Source organism: Ruegeria sp. AF5, assembly GCF_056541905.1.
Map to the genome: position 1 here is coordinate 1 of NZ_JBQFYZ010000002.1, position 16,970 is coordinate 16,970.

General features: G+C 57.9%; 14 protein-coding genes. 9 read left to right on the forward strand and 5 right to left on the reverse strand.

Features of this window, described 5'->3' with window-relative positions; genetic code table 11:
* Positions 1 to 248: 248 nt before the first annotated feature.
* Positions 249 to 1,055: an NAD kinase gene (locus ACR0DS_RS03495; protein ID WP_480517711.1), complete on the forward strand. Its 807-nt coding sequence runs from the start codon at positions 249 to 251 to the stop codon at positions 1,053 to 1,055.
* A 249-nt stretch (positions 1,056 to 1,304) separates the two neighbouring features.
* On the opposite strand, the gene ACR0DS_RS03500 is transcribed toward ACR0DS_RS03495, so the two are convergent.
* The 4 genes from ACR0DS_RS03500 to ACR0DS_RS03515 all read right to left on the reverse strand — a co-directional run bounded on the left by ACR0DS_RS03500 (position 1,305) and on the right by ACR0DS_RS03515 (position 7,654).
* On the reverse strand, positions 1,305 to 2,732 hold the full coding sequence (locus tag ACR0DS_RS03500) for an amidase family protein (RefSeq protein ID WP_480558320.1): 1,428 nt from the start codon (positions 2,730 to 2,732) through the stop codon (positions 1,305 to 1,307).
* Between the two features lie 88 nt (positions 2,733 to 2,820).
* Positions 2,821 to 4,710, reverse strand: a complete 1,890-nt coding sequence (prpE, locus tag ACR0DS_RS03505; protein WP_480485159.1) for a propionate-CoA ligase PrpE — start codon at positions 4,708 to 4,710, stop codon at positions 2,821 to 2,823.
* A 231-nt stretch (positions 4,711 to 4,941) separates the two neighbouring features.
* Positions 4,942 to 5,331 (reverse strand): GFA family protein, encoded by a 390-nt coding sequence (locus ACR0DS_RS03510; RefSeq protein WP_480484268.1) that lies wholly within the window; start codon positions 5,329 to 5,331, stop codon positions 4,942 to 4,944.
* Positions 5,332 to 5,380: 49 nt separating this feature from the next.
* Positions 5,381 to 7,654, reverse strand: coding sequence for an NADP-dependent malic enzyme (locus tag ACR0DS_RS03515; protein ID WP_480558318.1), 2,274 nt, complete (start codon positions 7,652 to 7,654; stop codon positions 5,381 to 5,383).
* Positions 7,655 to 8,082: 428 nt separating this feature from the next.
* Between ACR0DS_RS03515 and ACR0DS_RS03520 the strand changes: the two genes are divergently transcribed.
* The 6 genes from ACR0DS_RS03520 (at position 8,083) to upp (ending at position 13,802) form a co-directional block, all read left to right on the forward strand.
* The gene (locus ACR0DS_RS03520) at positions 8,083 to 9,186 is read left to right on the forward strand and encodes a cupin domain-containing protein (RefSeq protein ID WP_480484266.1); all 1,104 of its coding nucleotides are present in this window, start codon (positions 8,083 to 8,085) and stop codon (positions 9,184 to 9,186) included.
* A 91-nt stretch (positions 9,187 to 9,277) separates the two neighbouring features.
* Positions 9,278 to 9,670 (forward strand): cytidine deaminase, encoded by a 393-nt coding sequence (locus tag ACR0DS_RS03525; RefSeq protein WP_267365809.1) that lies wholly within the window; start codon positions 9,278 to 9,280, stop codon positions 9,668 to 9,670.
* 4 nt (positions 9,671 to 9,674) lie between these two features.
* The gene (locus tag ACR0DS_RS03530) at positions 9,675 to 10,982 is read left to right on the forward strand and encodes a thymidine phosphorylase (RefSeq protein WP_480484265.1); all 1,308 of its coding nucleotides are present in this window, start codon (positions 9,675 to 9,677) and stop codon (positions 10,980 to 10,982) included.
* Entirely contained in the window at positions 10,979 to 12,190 is a 1,212-nt protein-coding gene (locus ACR0DS_RS03535; RefSeq protein ID WP_480558316.1) for a phosphopentomutase, read from the forward strand. The genes ACR0DS_RS03530 and ACR0DS_RS03535 overlap by 4 nt, the downstream gene beginning before the upstream one ends.
* Positions 12,187 to 13,173: an adenosine deaminase gene (locus tag ACR0DS_RS03540; protein ID WP_480484263.1), complete on the forward strand. Its 987-nt coding sequence runs from the start codon at positions 12,187 to 12,189 to the stop codon at positions 13,171 to 13,173. The genes ACR0DS_RS03535 and ACR0DS_RS03540 overlap by 4 nt, the downstream gene beginning before the upstream one ends.
* The gene (gene upp / locus ACR0DS_RS03545; protein ID WP_480484262.1) at positions 13,170 to 13,802 is read left to right on the forward strand and encodes a uracil phosphoribosyltransferase; all 633 of its coding nucleotides are present in this window, start codon (positions 13,170 to 13,172) and stop codon (positions 13,800 to 13,802) included. The genes ACR0DS_RS03540 and upp overlap by 4 nt, the downstream gene beginning before the upstream one ends.
* Positions 13,803 to 13,808: 6 nt before the next feature.
* Here upp and ACR0DS_RS03550 read toward each other — a convergent pair whose 3' ends face one another.
* Entirely contained in the window at positions 13,809 to 14,822 is a 1,014-nt protein-coding gene (locus tag ACR0DS_RS03550) for a hypothetical protein (RefSeq protein ID WP_480484261.1), read from the reverse strand.
* A 148-nt stretch (positions 14,823 to 14,970) separates the two neighbouring features.
* Here ACR0DS_RS03550 and ACR0DS_RS03555 point away from each other — a divergent pair, with 148 nt between their 5' ends.
* On the forward strand, positions 14,971 to 15,906 hold the full coding sequence (locus tag ACR0DS_RS03555; protein WP_480558314.1) for a DMT family transporter: 936 nt from the start codon (positions 14,971 to 14,973) through the stop codon (positions 15,904 to 15,906).
* 271 nt (positions 15,907 to 16,177) lie between these two features.
* Positions 16,178 to 16,951 (forward strand): Hint domain-containing protein, encoded by a 774-nt coding sequence (locus ACR0DS_RS03560; protein WP_480558312.1) that lies wholly within the window; start codon positions 16,178 to 16,180, stop codon positions 16,949 to 16,951.
* The last annotated feature ends 19 nt before the right edge of the window (positions 16,952 to 16,970 follow it).

Genomic DNA, 16,970 nt, shown 5'->3' on the forward strand with positions numbered 1-16,970 from the left:
GGACGCAATCAGCTCGATCTCGTCGCGCTGACGACCCAGCTCAGACCGGATCGAGCCAAAAAGCTCAGGATCGCGGTCCGACAAGGACTGGGTGAAAAATCCGGTGTCACGAAGATTGGCGTTCATTGGCGCTCCACATGGCTGGGTAAAATCTTGCGGATTTCCTATCGGAAACGCCACTTTCGCAAAAGGCTTAAAGCGACGATTTGGCCTGCTGCGGCGTCAAGACTGGCCTATTGGGGAAAGGTATGTTTGTTTCGGAACCAAATGTGCAACACCGGAAACCACAAAACATGAAAAAGAGAATCGCCTTTCTCGCCAGTGAGGTCAAAGTGGCGCAAACAGCGCGCGACATCCTGGTGGCCAAACATGGAAACGTGGCACCTCGGGACGCAGATATTGTGGTTGCATTAGGTGGGGACGGCTTCATGTTGCACACCCTGCACAACATGCAGCATCTTGATACTCCGGTCTACGGGATGAATCGCGGCACGATCGGCTTTCTGATGAATGAGTATCACGAAGACGACCTGATGGCGCGGCTGGAGGATGCCGAGGAAGAGGTTATCAACCCGTTGGCCATGCAGGCGATGGATCAATCTGGAAAACTGCACGAGGCGCTGGCGATCAACGAAGTGTCATTGCTGCGTGCCGGTCCTCAGGCAGCAAGGCTCAAGATCAGCGTAGACGGCCGGGTGCGCATGGCCGAACTGGTCTGTGACGGGGCGTTGCTTGCCACGCCCGCGGGATCGACCGCCTACAACTATTCCGCGCATGGGCCGATTGTTCCGATTGGCGCCGACGTTCTGGCCCTGACACCCATCGCGGCGTTTCGCCCACGGCGGTGGCGCGGTGCCTTATTGCCGAAAATGGCGAAAGTCAGGTTCGATGTGGTCGAAGCTGACAAGCGCCCGGTCATCGTGGCCGCCGATTCCGTTTCTTTCCCGGATATAGACTGGGTCGAGATCAGGTCGGAACCAGCCATTGCGCACCGTATCCTTTTCGATCCCGGCCATGGGTTGGAAGAACGCCTAATATCCGAACAATTCACATAAAATTAGGATTCCCCAAATTTTTCTCACGCCTGTGTGAAGCAGTTCACAGGAATTCCCTTAACGATTGGCTAATGTGAACTTGCCCGGAGAACGCGCCAAGGTGGGAGTGAGTGGCCACCTGAACGGTGTTTTCGAATGGTTGCGCAGATTTTGCGCTGGCGAGGGTGGGTGGTGCTACGCTCGTCATCAGAAATCCGGGCTTATTTTAGCAGCTGGACCCCGGGCACAATGACCCGGGGTCTATTTTTGCTACATATGATCCCAAAGCGGCAAACACATCTGTCCCACGCGGGCTTCTATCGCGGCGGCGGCATCCACGGCCAGATCCTCGCGCCAGCGCTGTGCCGCGATCTGTACGTTGATAGGTTGAGGCCCTTTGGGAAGATTGGCCAGCCGCGACGGAACGCAAGCTGCTGGCAGTCCTAGAAAGTTCATCGCATAGGAATAGACAGCGCATCCCAAAACATCATGCACGCCTTCCGCGCCTTCGGTGTCCCGGTCAGGTTTGAAAAATGGCTGTGGCAGGAAAGGGGACAAAACCAGCGGGTAGTCCTGCAAAAACAGGGACCATTCGCGTGCATAATGGCTGCGCTTGGCCAGCATCCGAACCAATTCTGTTTCAACGATGGGCGGGAACTCCTGAAAGTAGACGTCAAAGATGTCGCGGATAGTTCTGGAACCAGCGGCTTCAATGTCAGATTTCATCAGGGTCAGCACTTCGCCCATCAAAGTCCGATACCCGATCCGGCCACATTCAAAGACATCGGGTGGATCGACCTCTTCAACGACGTACCCTGCATCGACCAGCGCATCGCGCGCAGTGTCGAGGGCTTTTTCGACCTCGGGGTGCAGGGCATAGCCGAAGGTGTTCTTGGTGAATGCCACCTTGATCGGCTGGTCAAAACGCTCGCCGTGCCAGGGCATTGGAACGTGGAATGGGTCCCGCGCATCGGTGGCGATCAGGCTGGGCATGGACAGGTGCAGATCCGCAGCCGACCGGGTGATCAGGCCCTGAACCGACATTGACTGCGCCAGCAATCCGCGTTCGGCCTTCTGACTTGGGTTCCACGCGGGAACGCGTCCCAACCCCGGTTTGACCGTCACGGCACCGATGGCGGCAGCCGGAAAGCGTAGGCTACCGCCAATATCGTTGCCATGGGCCAGAGCACCGACACCCGCCATCACGGCGGCAGCAGCGCCACCGGATGATCCCCCGGGTGAAATGTGCCGTCCCCACGGGTTGAACGTGCGCCCATGCAGGGGGTTGTCGGTGTCGGCCCTGAAGGAAAACTCGGGCGTATTCGTTCGCCCGATCACAATGGCCCCCGCTTTTTGCAAGTTGCTGACCACCGGCGCGTCATCCGGTGCAATCACATCCTTCAGCGCAATGACACCGTTGGTGGTCGCGTGGCCTTTTTGATCGACATTCACCTTGATTGTTACCGGAACTCCATGCAGCGGGCCGGTCGGCTGACCACGCTCCCGTGCAGCATCTAGCGACTGCGCGCGTTCCAGGGCCTCGGTGCGCAAGTCTTCGACGACCGCGTTCAGCGCGGGGTTCACCGCGTCCATGCGATCAATCGAGGCCTGTACCGCCTCGGTCGCGCTCAGATCGCCGCGTCGGGTCAAGGTGGTCAGCTCTGTGGCGCTGAGACGCCAGATATCGGTATGTGTCATGGGCCCTCACTGTCTTACAGCGACAGTAGGGGCCCAGATTCAGGTTGCAAGGGCGGACATGACATGGGCGGCCTGTGCCGCCCGATGGTTACTTGGCGTAACCAATTGTCTGCAACGCTTCCTTGATCTCATCAAGGATGGCAGGATCATCAATTGTTGCAGGCATTTTGTAGTCCTGACCGTCTGCAATCGACACCATCGTACCACGCAGGATCTTACCGGAACGGGTCTTGGGTAACCTGTCGACGACAACAGCCAGTTTGAAGGCGGCCACCGGCCCGATTTTCTCCCGAACCATTTTGACGACTTCCTGAACCACATCGCCATGATCCCGTGTGGCACCAGCATTCAGGCACAGGAAGCCGACCGGCATCTGCCCCTTCAGCTGGTCCGAAACTCCGATCACCGCGCATTCAGCCACATCGGGGTGGGCAGCCAGCACTTCTTCCATCCCGCCCGTCGACAAGCGATGGCCGGCAACGTTGATGACGTCATCGGTGCGCGCCATGATGTAGAGGTACCCGTCTTCGTCAATCATCCCGGCATCGCCGGTTTCGTAATATCCGGGGAAGTGTTCAAGATAAGATTTCTTGAACCGTGCTTCGGCATTCCACAGTGTTGGCAAGGTGCCTGGGGGCAGGGGCAATTTAACCGCGATGGCACCCAGTTCACCGGCCTTCATCGGGTGACCGCCTTCATCCAGAATTTGCACGTCATAACCCGGCATCGGTTTTGCGGGCGAGCCCAGCTTGACCGGAAGCTCTTCGATACCCAGCGGGTTCCCGGCAATGGCCCAGCCGGTTTCGGTTTGCCACCAATGGTCGATCACCGGAACCTTCAGCGCGTTTTGTGCCCAGATAATTGTGTCAGGGTCGGCGCGTTCGCCTGCCAGATAGAGGGCCTGTAGATGAGACAGATCGTATTTGCCGATCAATTCGCCCTTGGGGTCTTCTCGTTTGACGGCGCGGATGGCCGTAGGTGCGGTGAAGAAGCTTTTGACCTTATGTTCCGAGATCACGCGCCAGAAGGTGCCAGCATCCGGGGTGCCGACTGGCTTGCCCTCGAACACAATTGTGGTGTTTCCGTGGATTAGGGGTGCGTAGCAGATATAGGAGTGCCCCACGACCCAGCCCACATCGGAGGCTGCCCAGAACACGTCGCCTGGATCGACGTTATAGACATTCTTCATTGTCCAGTTCAGTGCCACAAGGTGTCCGGCAGTGGGGCGCACGACCCCTTTGGGTGCACCCGTAGTGCCAGAGGTGTACAGGATATAAGCCGGGTCCTTGCCATCAACCGGCACGCATTCAGCCGGTTCGACACCGTATTGGAAACCATGCCAGTTGAAATCGCGCCCTTCAATCAACTGGGCGACCTCTTGTTCCCGCTGGAAGATCACACAAAAATCAGGTTTGTGGTTGGCCAGTTCGATCGCACCGTCAAGCAGGGGCTTATAGTGAACCACGCGACCGGGTTCCATCCCACAGGACGCGGCGATGATTGCTTTGGGTTTGGCGTCGTCGATGCGCACGGCCAGTTCGTTGCTGGCAAACCCGCCGAACACGACCGAATGCACGGCGCCGAGGCGGGCACAGGCCAGCATCGCCTCAAGCGCTTCGGGGATCATCGGCATGTAGATAATGACACGGTCGCCTTTCTCGACACCCTTTGCGCGCAGCGCGCCGGCCAGAGTGGCCACGCGGTTGCGAAGCTCGACATAGGATATCTCGCGCTTGGTGTGGGTGATGGGACTGTCATAGATGATGGCGGTTTGTTCACCGCGCCCGTTTTCCACATGACGGTCTACGGCATTCCAACAGGTATTGACCCGCGCGTCGCTGAACCATTCGTACAAGGGCGCATTGTCGTCGAACAGTGCTTTGCTGGGGGCCTTGACCCAATCGATCCCTTTTGCAGCGTTCATCCAGAACGCTTCGGGGTCGGTTTTCCAGCTGTCATAAACGTCCTGATACGCCATCTTGTCCTCCTCACAACGGCTTGGACATTGTGTTAGGTCGCAGAAAACAACCGGGCAAGCGCGACGCATGACGACGCGTCAGTTTATCGCAAAAAATTTGCAGATCGGCAAAAAACGACTTGCAAATTTTTGCAAAATTACAGTTGAAGCACAGTTTTTGTCGCAGCAATAGAAAGTTTTGCAAAATTGCAAACTATTGCGTGCAAATATTGTGCCGTTCCGAGAATCAGCTCAACCAGCCGTTTTGGCGTAACGTGGCAGCTTGTCCTGAAGGTTCAGCCAGGGCAGGTGGTCGGCGTGGAACACGTGAAACTGTGGCGGCAGGGTCTCCGGGTTGTCCAGCGTTGCGGTGTAAAGATGAATGTTCACCGTATCGCGCGCTGTGCGATAGGCCATCTGGGTTCCGCAGTTGCCGCAAAACAGACGTTCAACCCCTTCCGATGAGCGATAGATCTTTGGTGCCTGACCCAACCATCTGACCGCCTCATGCGGCAGCCCGAAAAAAGCCGTGACCGGCGCGGCGCAGTTTCGCCTGCAATCTGAACAGTGGCAATAACAGCTCCACGCGGCTTGGGCATCGCTTTCCCAATGCACGGCGTTGCAGTGGCAATGTCCTTTCATGCGCTTCCCCCCCCCCTGTTGGCAGGGGCGCCAGCAAGGCTGCCCCCGGTTAACCGTAATGCGCCACGGGTGTTCCTGCAATCGCCGCCATGTTCAGCAGACCGCGCGCGGTGATGGATGGAGTAACAATATGGGCCTTGTTGCCCATGCCCATCAGGATCGGGCCAACTTCAATCCCGTCCGCCTTCATCTTCAGAATATTGCGTACACCACTGGCAGCATCTGCGTGGGCGAATATCAGAACGTTGGCCGCCCCCTCTAGTCGCGACGCTGGGAAGATACGCGCCCGCAGGTCTGCATCCAAAGCCGCATCCAGATTCATTTCGCCTTCGTAGACAAAATCGCGCGGCTGCCGATCAAGGATTTCAAGCGCCGCCCGCAGCCGTTTGCCTGATCCTTCAGCCTGATTGCCGAATTGCGACTGCGAACAGAAGGCGATCTTGGGCTCGATCCCGAACCGGCGAACATGTCGCGCGGCGCCAATGGTGGTTTCGGCCAATTCTTCCGGCGACGGCAATTGCCGGACATGCGTATCGGCAATGAACAGGGGGCCATCTTCCAGGATCATCAGGGACAACGCACCATGCGGGCGCAGTTTGCTGTCGTCCAACACCTGTTCGACATAGTTCAGGTGCCAGCGGAATTCACCAAATGTGCCGCAGATCATGCTGTCCGCTTCGCCACGATGCACCATGATCGCACCAATGGCCGTTGTGTTGGTGCGCATGATCGCCTTGGCCAGATCCGGCGTCACACCGCGGCGCTGCATGATTTGGTGGTAGGAAGTCCAGTAATCGTAATAGCGCGGGTCGTTCTCCGGGTTAACGATCTGACAGTCCTTGCCCGGACGAATGGTCAGCCCCAGCTTTTCACATCTGGTTTCGATCACATCGGGTCGCCCGATCAGAATTGGTGTTTCCGTCGTCTCTTCGAGAATGGCCTGCGCGGCCCTCAAAACCCTTTCATCTTCACCCTCTGCAAAAACGATGCGACGGGATGCGACGGCCGCAGCCTCGAACACAGGACGCATCAGAAGGGCAGACTTGAAGACAGTCTGGTTGAGCTTTTCCTTATAGGCGTCAAAGTCGTCGATAGGGCGTTTTGCAACACCGCTTTCCATGGCGGCTTTGGCGACCGCCGATGACACCACGCCCACAAGACGCGGGTCAAATGGTTTCGGGATCAGGTAATCCGGGCCAAAGGTCAGTTGCTCGCCCTTATAGGCAGCCGCGGCTTCGGCGCTTGTGGTTGCGCGCGCCATCTCAGCGATACCATCCACGCAGGCAATCTGCATCGCGTCGTTGATCTCTGTCGCTCCGACGTCCAATGCACCCCTGAAGATAAACGGAAAACACAACACGTTGTTGACTTGATTGGGAAAATCGCTGCGACCCGTGGCGATGATTGCGTCTGGTGCAACCGCGCGGGCATCCTCTGGCAGGATTTCCGGCGTCGGGTTGGCCAGGGCGAAGATGATCGGGCGGCTTGCCATTTTCCGGACCATGTCAGGCTTCAGAACATTTGGTCCGCTGAGACCTAAAAACAGGTCAGCCCCACCGATCACATCGTCCAGCGTCCGCAAGTCCGACTTCTGCTCGAACTGTGACTTGTGCGGGTTCATGTCCTCGGCCCGTCCTTCGTAGACAAGCCCGTGAATGTCGCACAGCCAAATGTTTTCACGTTTCACGCCCAGCTTGACCAGCATGGTCAGGCACGCGATCCCGGCGGCCCCGCCACCGGTTGACACGACCTTGATGTCCTCAAAAGACTTTCCGGCCACATGTAGCGCATTCTTGGCCGCAGCCCCGACCACAATGGCAGTTCCGTGCTGGTCATCATGGAAAACCGGGATGTTCATACGTTCACGGCAGAGCTTTTCGACGATGAAGCAATCGGGGGCCTTGATGTCTTCAAGGTTAATGGCGCCAAATGTCGGTTCAAGGGCACAGACGATATCCGCCAGCTTTTCGGGATCGGGCTGATCTACCTCGATATCAAAACAGTCGATGCCCGCGAACTTTTTGAACAGAACAGCCTTGCCTTCCATGACCGGCTTCGAGGCGAGTGCCCCGATATTCCCCAGGCCGAGCACGGCGGTGCCGTTTGACACCACAGCAACAAGGTTACCGCGCGCGGTGTACCGCTCGGCATTGGCTGCATCGGCCTTGATTTCAAGGCTGGCCTCCGCCACGCCGGGCGAATAGGCGCGGGCCAGATCGCGACCGTTGGCCATCGGTTTGGTGGCCTTGATCTCAAGCTTTCCGGGTTTGGGGAATTCATGATATTCGAGCGCAGCTTGTCGCAGGCTGGGGGTGTCAGACATCGGCGATTCAGCTCCCATTGAGAATTTGATTTAGCCTTAAACTATTTATTTGAACTTGGCTACGCTACGTAACTCTGCCGTGATGTCGCAACCGTGAATTCGGATTGGTATTGTCTGAGTTCTTTTGCATCTTTTCACATTGCGACGTCCAAGATCACTCTGGCAAGGCCGTCGTGACATTCAGGACTGATGACGTGGCTGGTAACCAACGAGGGATCAGTAGGTTGGATGTTGGTTGCAGCGATGCTGGGCAGTTGTTGTCGCCCAGATTTTGGTCGAGTTCACCGCGCTGAACGGCGGAGTTTTACCTGTGATTATTGAAATGCGCTTCTTCGTTATGGAAGAAATGCCGGAGATGTTCTTTTCGGTTGGCATTTTGACCTCTGTTCTGATCGGATGGCCAAAGTTGCAATTCGAAGAGAATACTGATGACCAAGACATCCGATCTGGCGAAAACGCACGCTGAAATTCGCCTGCCCACACAGGAAATTCGCGACGACATCCCTTTTTACACAAAAAAACTGGGGATGAAGATGGACATGATTTATCCCGCTGACGATCCGCGCGTCGCGGTGTTTTCGGGGCATGGCGTGCGGTTGCGCATTGAAAAAGACGCACCGGAAAGCCCAGGAACATTGCGTATCCTGACGGATAATCCGTCAGATTTCGCCGGTGGTGAACGCGTTCTTGTAGCCCCGAATGGCACCCGAATCGAAGTTGAAGAACGAAATCCGCCACTGGTGATGCCAGAGACCGTGCATTCCTTTGTCGTGCGCAGGCTCAAGGATCAGGCCCCCTGGATCATCGGTCGGGCCGGGATGCACTATCGCGATCTGGTGCCGGATCGGTTGGGTGGGTCGATTATTGCCAGCCATATCCGCATTCCCGATGGTGGGCCGGTTCCGGATATGGTGCATTTTCACAAGGTCGGGTTTCAGCTGATCTTTTGCATCCATGGCTGGGTGGATGTGGTCTATGAGGATCAGGGCGAGAAAATGCGTCTGACAGCGGGGGACTGCTTTATTCAACCTCCGGAAATCCGGCACCGCGTTCTTGAAGCTTCTGATAATGTTCAGGTCATTGAGATCGGAGTGCCGGCTGAGCATGTCACAGAGATCGACCATGACATGACACTTCCCACTCCGCACATCCGCCCGGACCGCGAATGGCAGGGGCAACGCTTTGTCTATAATCAGGCCAAGGGTGCCGAGTGGATGCCCTTCCGCCTGCCGGGGTACATCTGCCGCGACACCACGATTGCCGAGAACACCAAGGGTGTCGCTGGGGTGCAGGTTGTGCGCAAAGGGTCGGGTGATCCGGAATGGGCCAGCCATGACACCGACATTCACTTTACCTTTGTGATGGACGGCGAGGTCACCCTGGAAGGCGAGGGGCGCGATCCCTACCGGCTGGAGCAAGGGGATGCTTTTGTCATCCCACCTGGGATGCGCACACGGTTGTCCGAGCCAACAGACAATATCGAATTGTTGGAAGTCACCTTACCCGGTACCTTCAACACAACGCTGGGTTAAGCGAAAAACATGGGTCAGGGGCTTCAAATTCCCCGCCTTAATACGTTAGCGTGCAAATTTCTGACCAGATGATCAAAAATGAGGATTCGCCATGTCGCTGAAAGACGCTGCCTTGTCTGTCCGGGAAAACGCCTACGCGCCATATTCGAACTTCAAAGTTGGCGCAGCGCTTCGGTCTTCTTCGGGTCATGTCTTTTCCGGGTGCAACGTCGAGAATGTGGCATATCCCGAGGGGACCTGCGCGGAAGCAGGTGCAATTGCCGCAATGGTGGCCGCGGGCGAGCAGGAACTGACCGAGGTCTACGTGGTTGCCTCCAGCCCTCAGCCTGTGCCGCCTTGCGGTGGATGCCGTCAGAAGCTGGCCGAGTTTGGCAAGCGCGATGTAAAGGTTACTCTGGCAACCGTCGATGGTGCGGAGTTTGAGACAACCATCGGAGATTTGCTGCCGGGTGCGTTCGACGCGTCGCACATGGAGGATGTCTGAACGCATGGACGCCCGTTCAATCATAGCCAAACTGCGCAGGCACGAAGTCCCAGGCCGCGACGAGCTTATCTGGTTCGCGCAAGGGTTGGCAGACGGCAGCGTCAGCGATGCGCAGGCCGGGGCGTTTGCCATGGCCGTCTGTATGGGCGGGCTGGGTCCTCAGGGGCGTGCGGACTTGACGATTGCGATGCGCGATAGCGGCGATGTTCTCGGTTGGGATGTGGACGGGCCGGTGATCGACAAGCACTCGACCGGTGGGGTCGGGGACTGCGTCAGCCTTGTGCTGGCTCCGGCGCTGGCGGAATGTGGTGCTTATGTGCCGATGATCTCGGGTCGGGGTTTGGGGCACACGGGTGGAACATTGGACAAGCTCGAGGCGATTCCGGGTGTCAGCACTCAGATCAGTCAGGACCGACTTGCGCAGATATTGCGCGAAACGGGTGCGGCTATCGTCGGCGCGACGGGCCAGATTGCACCGGCGGACAAGCGGCTTTATGCAGTTCGGGACGTGACGGCGACGGTCGAAAGTCTGGATCTGATCACAGCGTCGATCCTGTCCAAAAAGCTGGCGGCCAGCCCGGATGCGTTGGTTCTTGACGTCAAGGTTGGCAGCGGTGCCTTTATGAAAACAATTGAGGATGCCCGCAAGCTGGCCACAGCATTGACCGAGACTGCGAACGCGGCTGGGTGCCGGACTTCGGCGGTGATCACGGACATGAACCAGCCTTTGGCCCCGGCGCTGGGCAATGCACTGGAGGTCGCGGAAGTGATGAAGGTTCTGACCGGTCCTGGCGCTTCGCCACTGGTGGACATTTCTGCCGAGTTGGGCGGCGTCCTGCTGGCCGATGCAGGCATGTGCATCTCGGTCGAGGAGGGGCGTGAGCAGATCGCCAAGATCATCCGTGACGGTCGCGCCGCCGAACGGTTTGGCCGCATGATGGCAGCGGTTGGTGGTCCTGTGAAATTCGTCGATACCTGGACCCGTTTCCTGCCTGAGGCGAGCGTTATTCAGGAGGTTCCTGCCCCCGAAGACGGTTACGTCTCCGCCATCGACGGAGAGGCGCTGGGCCTTGCCGTGGTCGCGCTGGGTGGCGGCCGCCAGGTCGAAAGTGATGAGATCGATCCGGCAGTAGGAATATCCAACATCCTCAGGCTGGGGGATCGTGTGTCAAAAGGTTCACCCATTGCCGTGGTCCACGCTGCACGGGAAGGCGCTGCACGGCGGGCAGCGGAAACTGTGCTGAGTGCGATGACAATCAGCGATACAGTTCCAAAGCTGCCCGATCTGATCCACGAAAGGATCAGCGTATGAGCCGAGCGTTTCTTGTCGTCATGGATTCCGTCGGAATAGGCGGGGCACCTGATGCAGACCGGTTTTTCAACGGTGATGTTCCGGATGCCGGGGCAAACACGCTGGCCCATATCGCCCAAGCCTGCGCGGAAGGCCGCGCAGTAGATGGGCGCACCGGCCCGTTGCACCTGCCCAACCTGGACGCGCTGGGTTTGGGCGCGGCTGTGCGGCTGGCGTCTGGAGACGCCACTCCGGGCCTCGATGCCGAACCTGCTGGACTATGGGGTTGCGCGCGTGAGCATTCGCCGGGTAAGGACACGCCCTCAGGCCACTGGGAACTGGCGGGCCTGCCGGTGCCTTGGGATTGGCATTACTTTCCAAACACGGTTCCGGCTTTTCCAGCGGAACTGAGCCGCGCGGCAGCCGAAGCTGCCGGGACCGAAGGTATTCTTGGTGACTGCCACGCGTCGGGGACAGCGATCATAGCCGAACTGGGTGCCGAACATATGCGCACCGGTTGGCCGATCTGCTACACATCCGCTGACAGTGTGTTTCAGATCGCGGCCCATGAGGAAAGCTTTGGGCTTGAGCGGTTGTTGGACATGTGCCGCGCGCTTGCTCCGCGCTTGCACAAGATGAAAGTGGGGCGTGTCATCGCGCGCCCCTTTGTCGGAACGCCTGAGACGGGGTTCGAACGGACGACCAATCGCAAGGATTTCGCCATTCTGCCCCCGGCACCGGTGCTGACCAACTGGGTGCAGGATGCAGGGCGACGGGTTCATGCAGTGGGCAAGATCGGCGACATCTTCTCGATGCAGGGGATCGACACGCTGCGCAAAGGGTCGGATGCCCAGCTGATGCAGCACCTGTCTGATCTTATAGACGAGGCGGAAGAGGGCAGTCTGACCTTCGCCAACTTTGTCGAATTTGACAGCCTTTATGGGCATCGCCGCGACATCAGCGGCTATGCCCGAGCGTTGGAATGGTTTGACCGCGAGATCGGGGGTATCCTGAAGAAACTTCGACCAGGCGATCTGTTGCTGTTAACAGCTGATCATGGCAATGACCCAAGCTGGACCGGAACAGATCACACCCGTGAACAGGTTCCGGTTCTGATTGCGGGGCAGGGTACCGGACAAATCGGGCAAGTAGATTTTACCGATATTGCGGCCAGCATTGCCCACCATCTGAACATTCCGGCGCAAGGGCCGGGAAGGAACTTTTTATGAGCGTTGCAGACCTGCCCAAAATTGAACTGCATCTTCACCACGAAGGCGCGGCACCTCCGGCCTTCATCCGCCAGCTTGCCCACGAAAAACGCGTTGACCTGAGCGGTATCTTCAAGGCAGACGGATCTTATGATTTTCGTGATTTCGCGCATTTCCTGAGCGTGTACGAAGCCGCTTGCGAAGTTCTGAAAACGCCCGAAGACTTCCGGCGGCTGACATTGGCCATTCTTGAGGAAAGCGCTGAAAATGGCGTGGTTTATTCCGAGACCTTCCTCAGCCCTGATTTTTGCGGCGGTGGCGACCTGCATGCGTGGCGGGATTATCTGAATGCCATTCAGGATGCGGCAGACGAAGCCGAGCGTAAATTCGATATCACCTTGCGCGGTGTCGTTACCTGTGTCCGCCATTTTGGCCCCGAACAAGCCAGGCGGAGTGCCCATTGTGCGGCCGAGACCGCCGGAAACTGGATCACCGGTTTTGGCATGGGCGGCAACGAATCCATTGGCACGCAGGGTGACTTCAAATGGTCTTTCGAATGTGCCCGCGAAGCCGGGCTGCGCCTGACCACGCATGCGGGTGAGTTTGGCGGTCCTGACAGTGTGCGCGACGCTGTGCGCGATCTGGGGGTTGAGCGTATCGGGCACGGCGTCCGCGCCATCGAAGACCTTGAACTTGTTCGTGAACTGGTTGACCGGGATGTCACGCTTGAGGTGTGTCCGGGTTCGAATGTGGTTCTGGGTCTTTTCCCAGATTTTGCCGCCCACCCCATCGCGAAACTGCGCGATGCGGGCGTAAAGGTTACGATTTCCACCGACGATCCTCCGTTTTTTCACACGACCATGCGGCGGGAATATGAGATGTTGAACGCGGCGTTCGGCTGGGAGGCCGGAGATTTTGCGGCATTGAATGAGACGGCCCTGAACGCGGCCTTCTGTGATGATGACACCCGCGCGCGGGTCAAGAAAAGATTGGAGAACACATGAGCGAACACCTGACCGTCGTCGATCACCCGCTGGTGCAACACAAGCTGACGCTCATGCGGGACAAGGGCACCTCGACCGCCGGGTTCCGGCAGTTGCTGCGCGAGATCACATTGCTTCTGGCCTACGAGGTCACGCGCGACATTCCCCTGACCACGCGCAATATCGAAACGCCGATGGAAGAAATGGACGCCCCCATACTGGCAGGTAAGAAAATGGCGCTGGTGTCAATCCTGCGCGCCGGAAACGGGATGTTGGATGGGGTGCTGGAACTTGTGCCTTCAGCACGCGTCGGTTTTGTGGGCCTATATCGCGACGAAGAAACGCTGAAACCCGTACAGTATTATTTCAAGGCCCCCGAAAGCCTGAAGGACCGTTTGGTCATTGCGGTGGATCCGATGCTGGCGACTGGTAACAGCTCGGCCGCGGCCATTGACCTGCTGAAACAGGCCGGGGCGACGGATATTCGCTTTCTGTGCCTGTTGGCGGCACCCGAAGGTGTCGCGCGGATGAAAGAAGCACACCCTGACGTGCGTATCGTCACGGCAGCGCTGGACCGCGAGTTGAACTCGAAAGGCTACATCATGCCCGGTCTGGGGGATGCCGGTGACCGGATGTTCGGAACCAAGTGATCCGGTTTATTCGCCGCAAATATTCTGTAGCCGTACCCAGTCGCGGTCCGGCAGCACCTGTTCCAGCGCCCTTCCCGCCATTGGATCCGCTTCGATCAGGCCAAGAACCGTTTCGCCGGTCACATCACGGGCATAGGCGTAGGGGGTTGAGGGAAGCGCGCTTTGCGAGAACATCGCCAGCACGTCATCGTCAGAAATGGCCGGACGGGGCTGTGACAGGACCTGCTCGGTATATGTGTCGATAATCTCGGGCGTCAGTCCGCCGGTTGTCAGCAGCCTAAAGGCAGAGGTCGCGCCGGTTCTGTCCAGCAGGTCATCAAGCGGATCCTTTTGCGCGGCCCGCGCCCGTTCTGCAATCACATAACCCGCTGCAACGGCAGGATCTTCGTAATCCTCGACCAAAGCACGGCTGAGCAGGACAGTGCCGCCAGGCAAGCTGAGGCTGTCTTGAACGCCTGCTGGCAGAATGATGATCTGCCGTACGCCAGTGCGCCGGGCCAGCTGTTCCAATGAATCCCGAGCATCCCGCGACGTACAGGCCCGGCCCGAGACGCGCTCGATCCGATGCAGGATCATATCGCCGATCTCTTGCCGCTTGACCTGGGGCACGACCGAGACAACATGGTTTTGCAGCGCACCGGGCAGCCAGAACAGCAACAGGGCCAGCACAGCGGCCACGACGCCTCCGACACTCAGCCAGCGCAAACGCCCCGGGTGGGGGCGGGACCGATCAATAGCGCGCTGCAATCGGTCGATCGCTTCAAGCATCGTGGTTTCGGATTCGGCCAGCTCAAGCGTTTCATCCGGATCACCGTCCGGGTTGAATATGGCCGGAAAGGAACCAGGGTTCTGGCGTTCAAGTGCTGCCAGCGACCAGTGGGTCAGCGCCCTGTCATTGAAATCGGAAATGGTCAGGGTGGCTTCACCGATAGACACCACAACCTCGCGCCGCTGTTCATCGGGCGAGGGGCGCCACAGACCGGTGGCTTCGATCCGCTGGTACTGTTTCAGGGCCGTCATCTGGGTGGGTCTGCTCGAATTTGTTTTGCCGCAGCTTAGCATGGTGAAATCGCAGGGCGCAAACCTGTTGCGCAGTCATTGCGAATTGTGCTGGATACCCGAAAGGATCGAGACTGTCGGTCCACGATCACAATCAGGACACGACTTCATGCAGGCGCATTCCTCATCTTCTGCTGTGCTGGCTGCGGCCCTGATGGTCAGTGCGATGGCAATTATCGGCGTCATCGACAATGTTGTGATCCTTTTGGCTGAAACCGTCGGGCTGTGGCAGTTCCATCTGACCCGTGCGCTTTTGATGCTGCCGCTGATCGTCGGCCTGTCGTTTCTGGGGCTGGGCGGGTTGAGGCCCGTGCGGTGGGGCCCTGTCATCTTGCGCAGCGTTCTGATTACCATGGCAATGTTGTTCTATTTTGCATCTCTTGCCATGATGCCAATTGCACAGGCGCTGGCAGGGTTGTTCACCTCACCGATTTTCGTGCTGCTGATCTCCGCTCTGGTGCTCAGGCAACCAATAGGGCCGTGGCGCATACTGGCCGTACTGATTGGATTTACCGGCATCCTTCTGGTGCTTCAGCCAAACCCCGGCGATTTTGACCTGCGCACGCTGGTGCCTGTGGCGACAGGGTTTTTCTATGCCCTCAGCTCGATTCTCACGCGTACGCATTGTTCTCAGGAAAGCACTGTGGCCATGCTGGCTGTCATGGTCATAACAATGGGTCTGGCCGGGGCGTTGGGGGTCACGTTCCTGACAATCTCGCCGGTTGTTACGGCAGACGGTGCTGATGGCTTTGTCTCGCGTGGATGGGTTTGGAACATGGGGCCTGCCATACCGTGGCTGGTTACTCAGGCTATCGGTTCAACAATCGCGGTTTTCATGCTGATCAAGGCGTATCAGGTAGGCGAGCCATCTTATGTGGCGGTGTTCGAGTATTCTGTCATGATCTTCGGCCCGCTCTTCGCATTTGTGGCCTTTGGGCAAACCCTTGGCGTCTTTCAGATTTCGGGCATCCTTATGATTGCAGCAGCGGGTCTGTTGCTGGGGTGGCGTGCCAGCCGATCATCTGACCAGAAAAAAGTTGCCTGACGCATCTTGGGCTGACTGCGCGCCCAAGGCTGAACGGCCATCTACCACGTTACCCGGATGCAACGCCCCGGATTCGGGAGTTCGACAAAATCGCCTTCGTTTCAGAAATGGCAAAAATGCCCAGTGAGGCTAATAGAGTGTTCACGAAAACCCTCGGTAATTACGCGGAATTGGTCAAAATTGGGCGCAAATATGTCTGAAATGTGACGGGCCGAATTTTTGGTGTTAGCTCATTGGCATAACCGTTTTGTGCCAAAAGGGGGTAGGGCACGTGTCCGAAGTAACTAGTATTTCTGTTTATCTGGATCAGCTGCCAGAAGTTGATCGAACCAACACAAAACAGGCGGTAAATGCGCGCCGTGGCGGGTTTTTGCACGGCACCAAGATCGCCACGACTGCCGGGTGGAAGCCGGTCGAACGGATCACGGTGGGTGATCTGGTTAGAACCCTCGATCACGGGTTCAAAGAGGTACGGCGCATCTCGATAAGCGTTGTGGTCATTCCAGCCGATGAACGCCGGGTCGAGTTCCTGCCGGTCCTCGTGCCTGCCCGCGCCGCGTATAACGGGCGACCTGTCTGGTTGATGCCCGAACAGGGCATGGCGCTGAACCTGTCCCGGATCAATGTCACGGCCGATGCGCCTTCGGTGGTGCCCGCGCGTTTGCTGAACGGTGCCGGTCGCCTGACGTCACAGGCACCGGGGTCGTCTTTTGAAGTGTTTTCCCTGTTTTTTGATGATGATCAGGTGATCTTTGTCGAAGGCGGATTGCAGGCTTATTGCGCGTCCGGTCGCTTCAATATGCGCGGCGCAACGACAGGAACACGGTATGAAGTCGCGACCGAAGAGGTCGCCTCCGACCTGATCCATACACTTATAAGCAGGGGTGATATGTCGGCCCTTGCCAACCCATTGGGTGCGCTGCCTGCACCCATTCCCCAGGAACCGATATTTCCGATCCGCCCGCCATTTGGGGTCAGGCGACCGGGTCGACCGGGACGCCCAAGCGCGCCGGTTCTGTTCCTGCGGCCCGAATGGCAGATCTAACCAAACACTGACAAGAACG

Bases quoted from the DNA above. Each gene is read 5' to 3' on its own strand.
- ACR0DS_RS03530 (WP_480484265.1), top strand. From the start codon at position 9,675: ATGGACGCCCGTTCAATCATAGCCAAACTGCGCAGGCACGAAGTCCCA.
- ACR0DS_RS03540 (WP_480484263.1), top strand. From the start codon at position 12,187: ATGAGCGTTGCAGACCTGCCCAAAATTGAACTGCATCTTCACCACGAA.
- ACR0DS_RS03495 (WP_480517711.1), top strand. From the start codon at position 249: ATGTTTGTTTCGGAACCAAATGTGCAACACCGGAAACCACAAAACATG.
- ACR0DS_RS03555 (WP_480558314.1), top strand. From the start codon at position 14,971: ATGCAGGCGCATTCCTCATCTTCTGCTGTGCTGGCTGCGGCCCTGATG.
- prpE (WP_480485159.1), bottom strand. From the start codon at position 4,710: ATGGCGTATCAGGACGTTTATGACAGCTGGAAAACCGACCCCGAAGCG.
- ACR0DS_RS03535 (WP_480558316.1), top strand. From the start codon at position 10,979: ATGAGCCGAGCGTTTCTTGTCGTCATGGATTCCGTCGGAATAGGCGGG.
- ACR0DS_RS03510 (WP_480484268.1), bottom strand. From the start codon at position 5,331: ATGAAAGGACATTGCCACTGCAACGCCGTGCATTGGGAAAGCGATGCC.
- ACR0DS_RS03520 (WP_480484266.1), top strand. From the start codon at position 8,083: ATGACCAAGACATCCGATCTGGCGAAAACGCACGCTGAAATTCGCCTG.
- ACR0DS_RS03515 (WP_480558318.1), bottom strand. From the start codon at position 7,654: ATGTCTGACACCCCCAGCCTGCGACAAGCTGCGCTCGAATATCATGAA.
- ACR0DS_RS03500 (WP_480558320.1), bottom strand. From the start codon at position 2,732: ATGACACATACCGATATCTGGCGTCTCAGCGCCACAGAGCTGACCACC.
- ACR0DS_RS03550 (WP_480484261.1), bottom strand. From the start codon at position 14,822: ATGACGGCCCTGAAACAGTACCAGCGGATCGAAGCCACCGGTCTGTGG.
- upp (WP_480484262.1), top strand. From the start codon at position 13,170: ATGAGCGAACACCTGACCGTCGTCGATCACCCGCTGGTGCAACACAAG.
- ACR0DS_RS03525 (WP_267365809.1), top strand. From the start codon at position 9,278: ATGTCGCTGAAAGACGCTGCCTTGTCTGTCCGGGAAAACGCCTACGCG.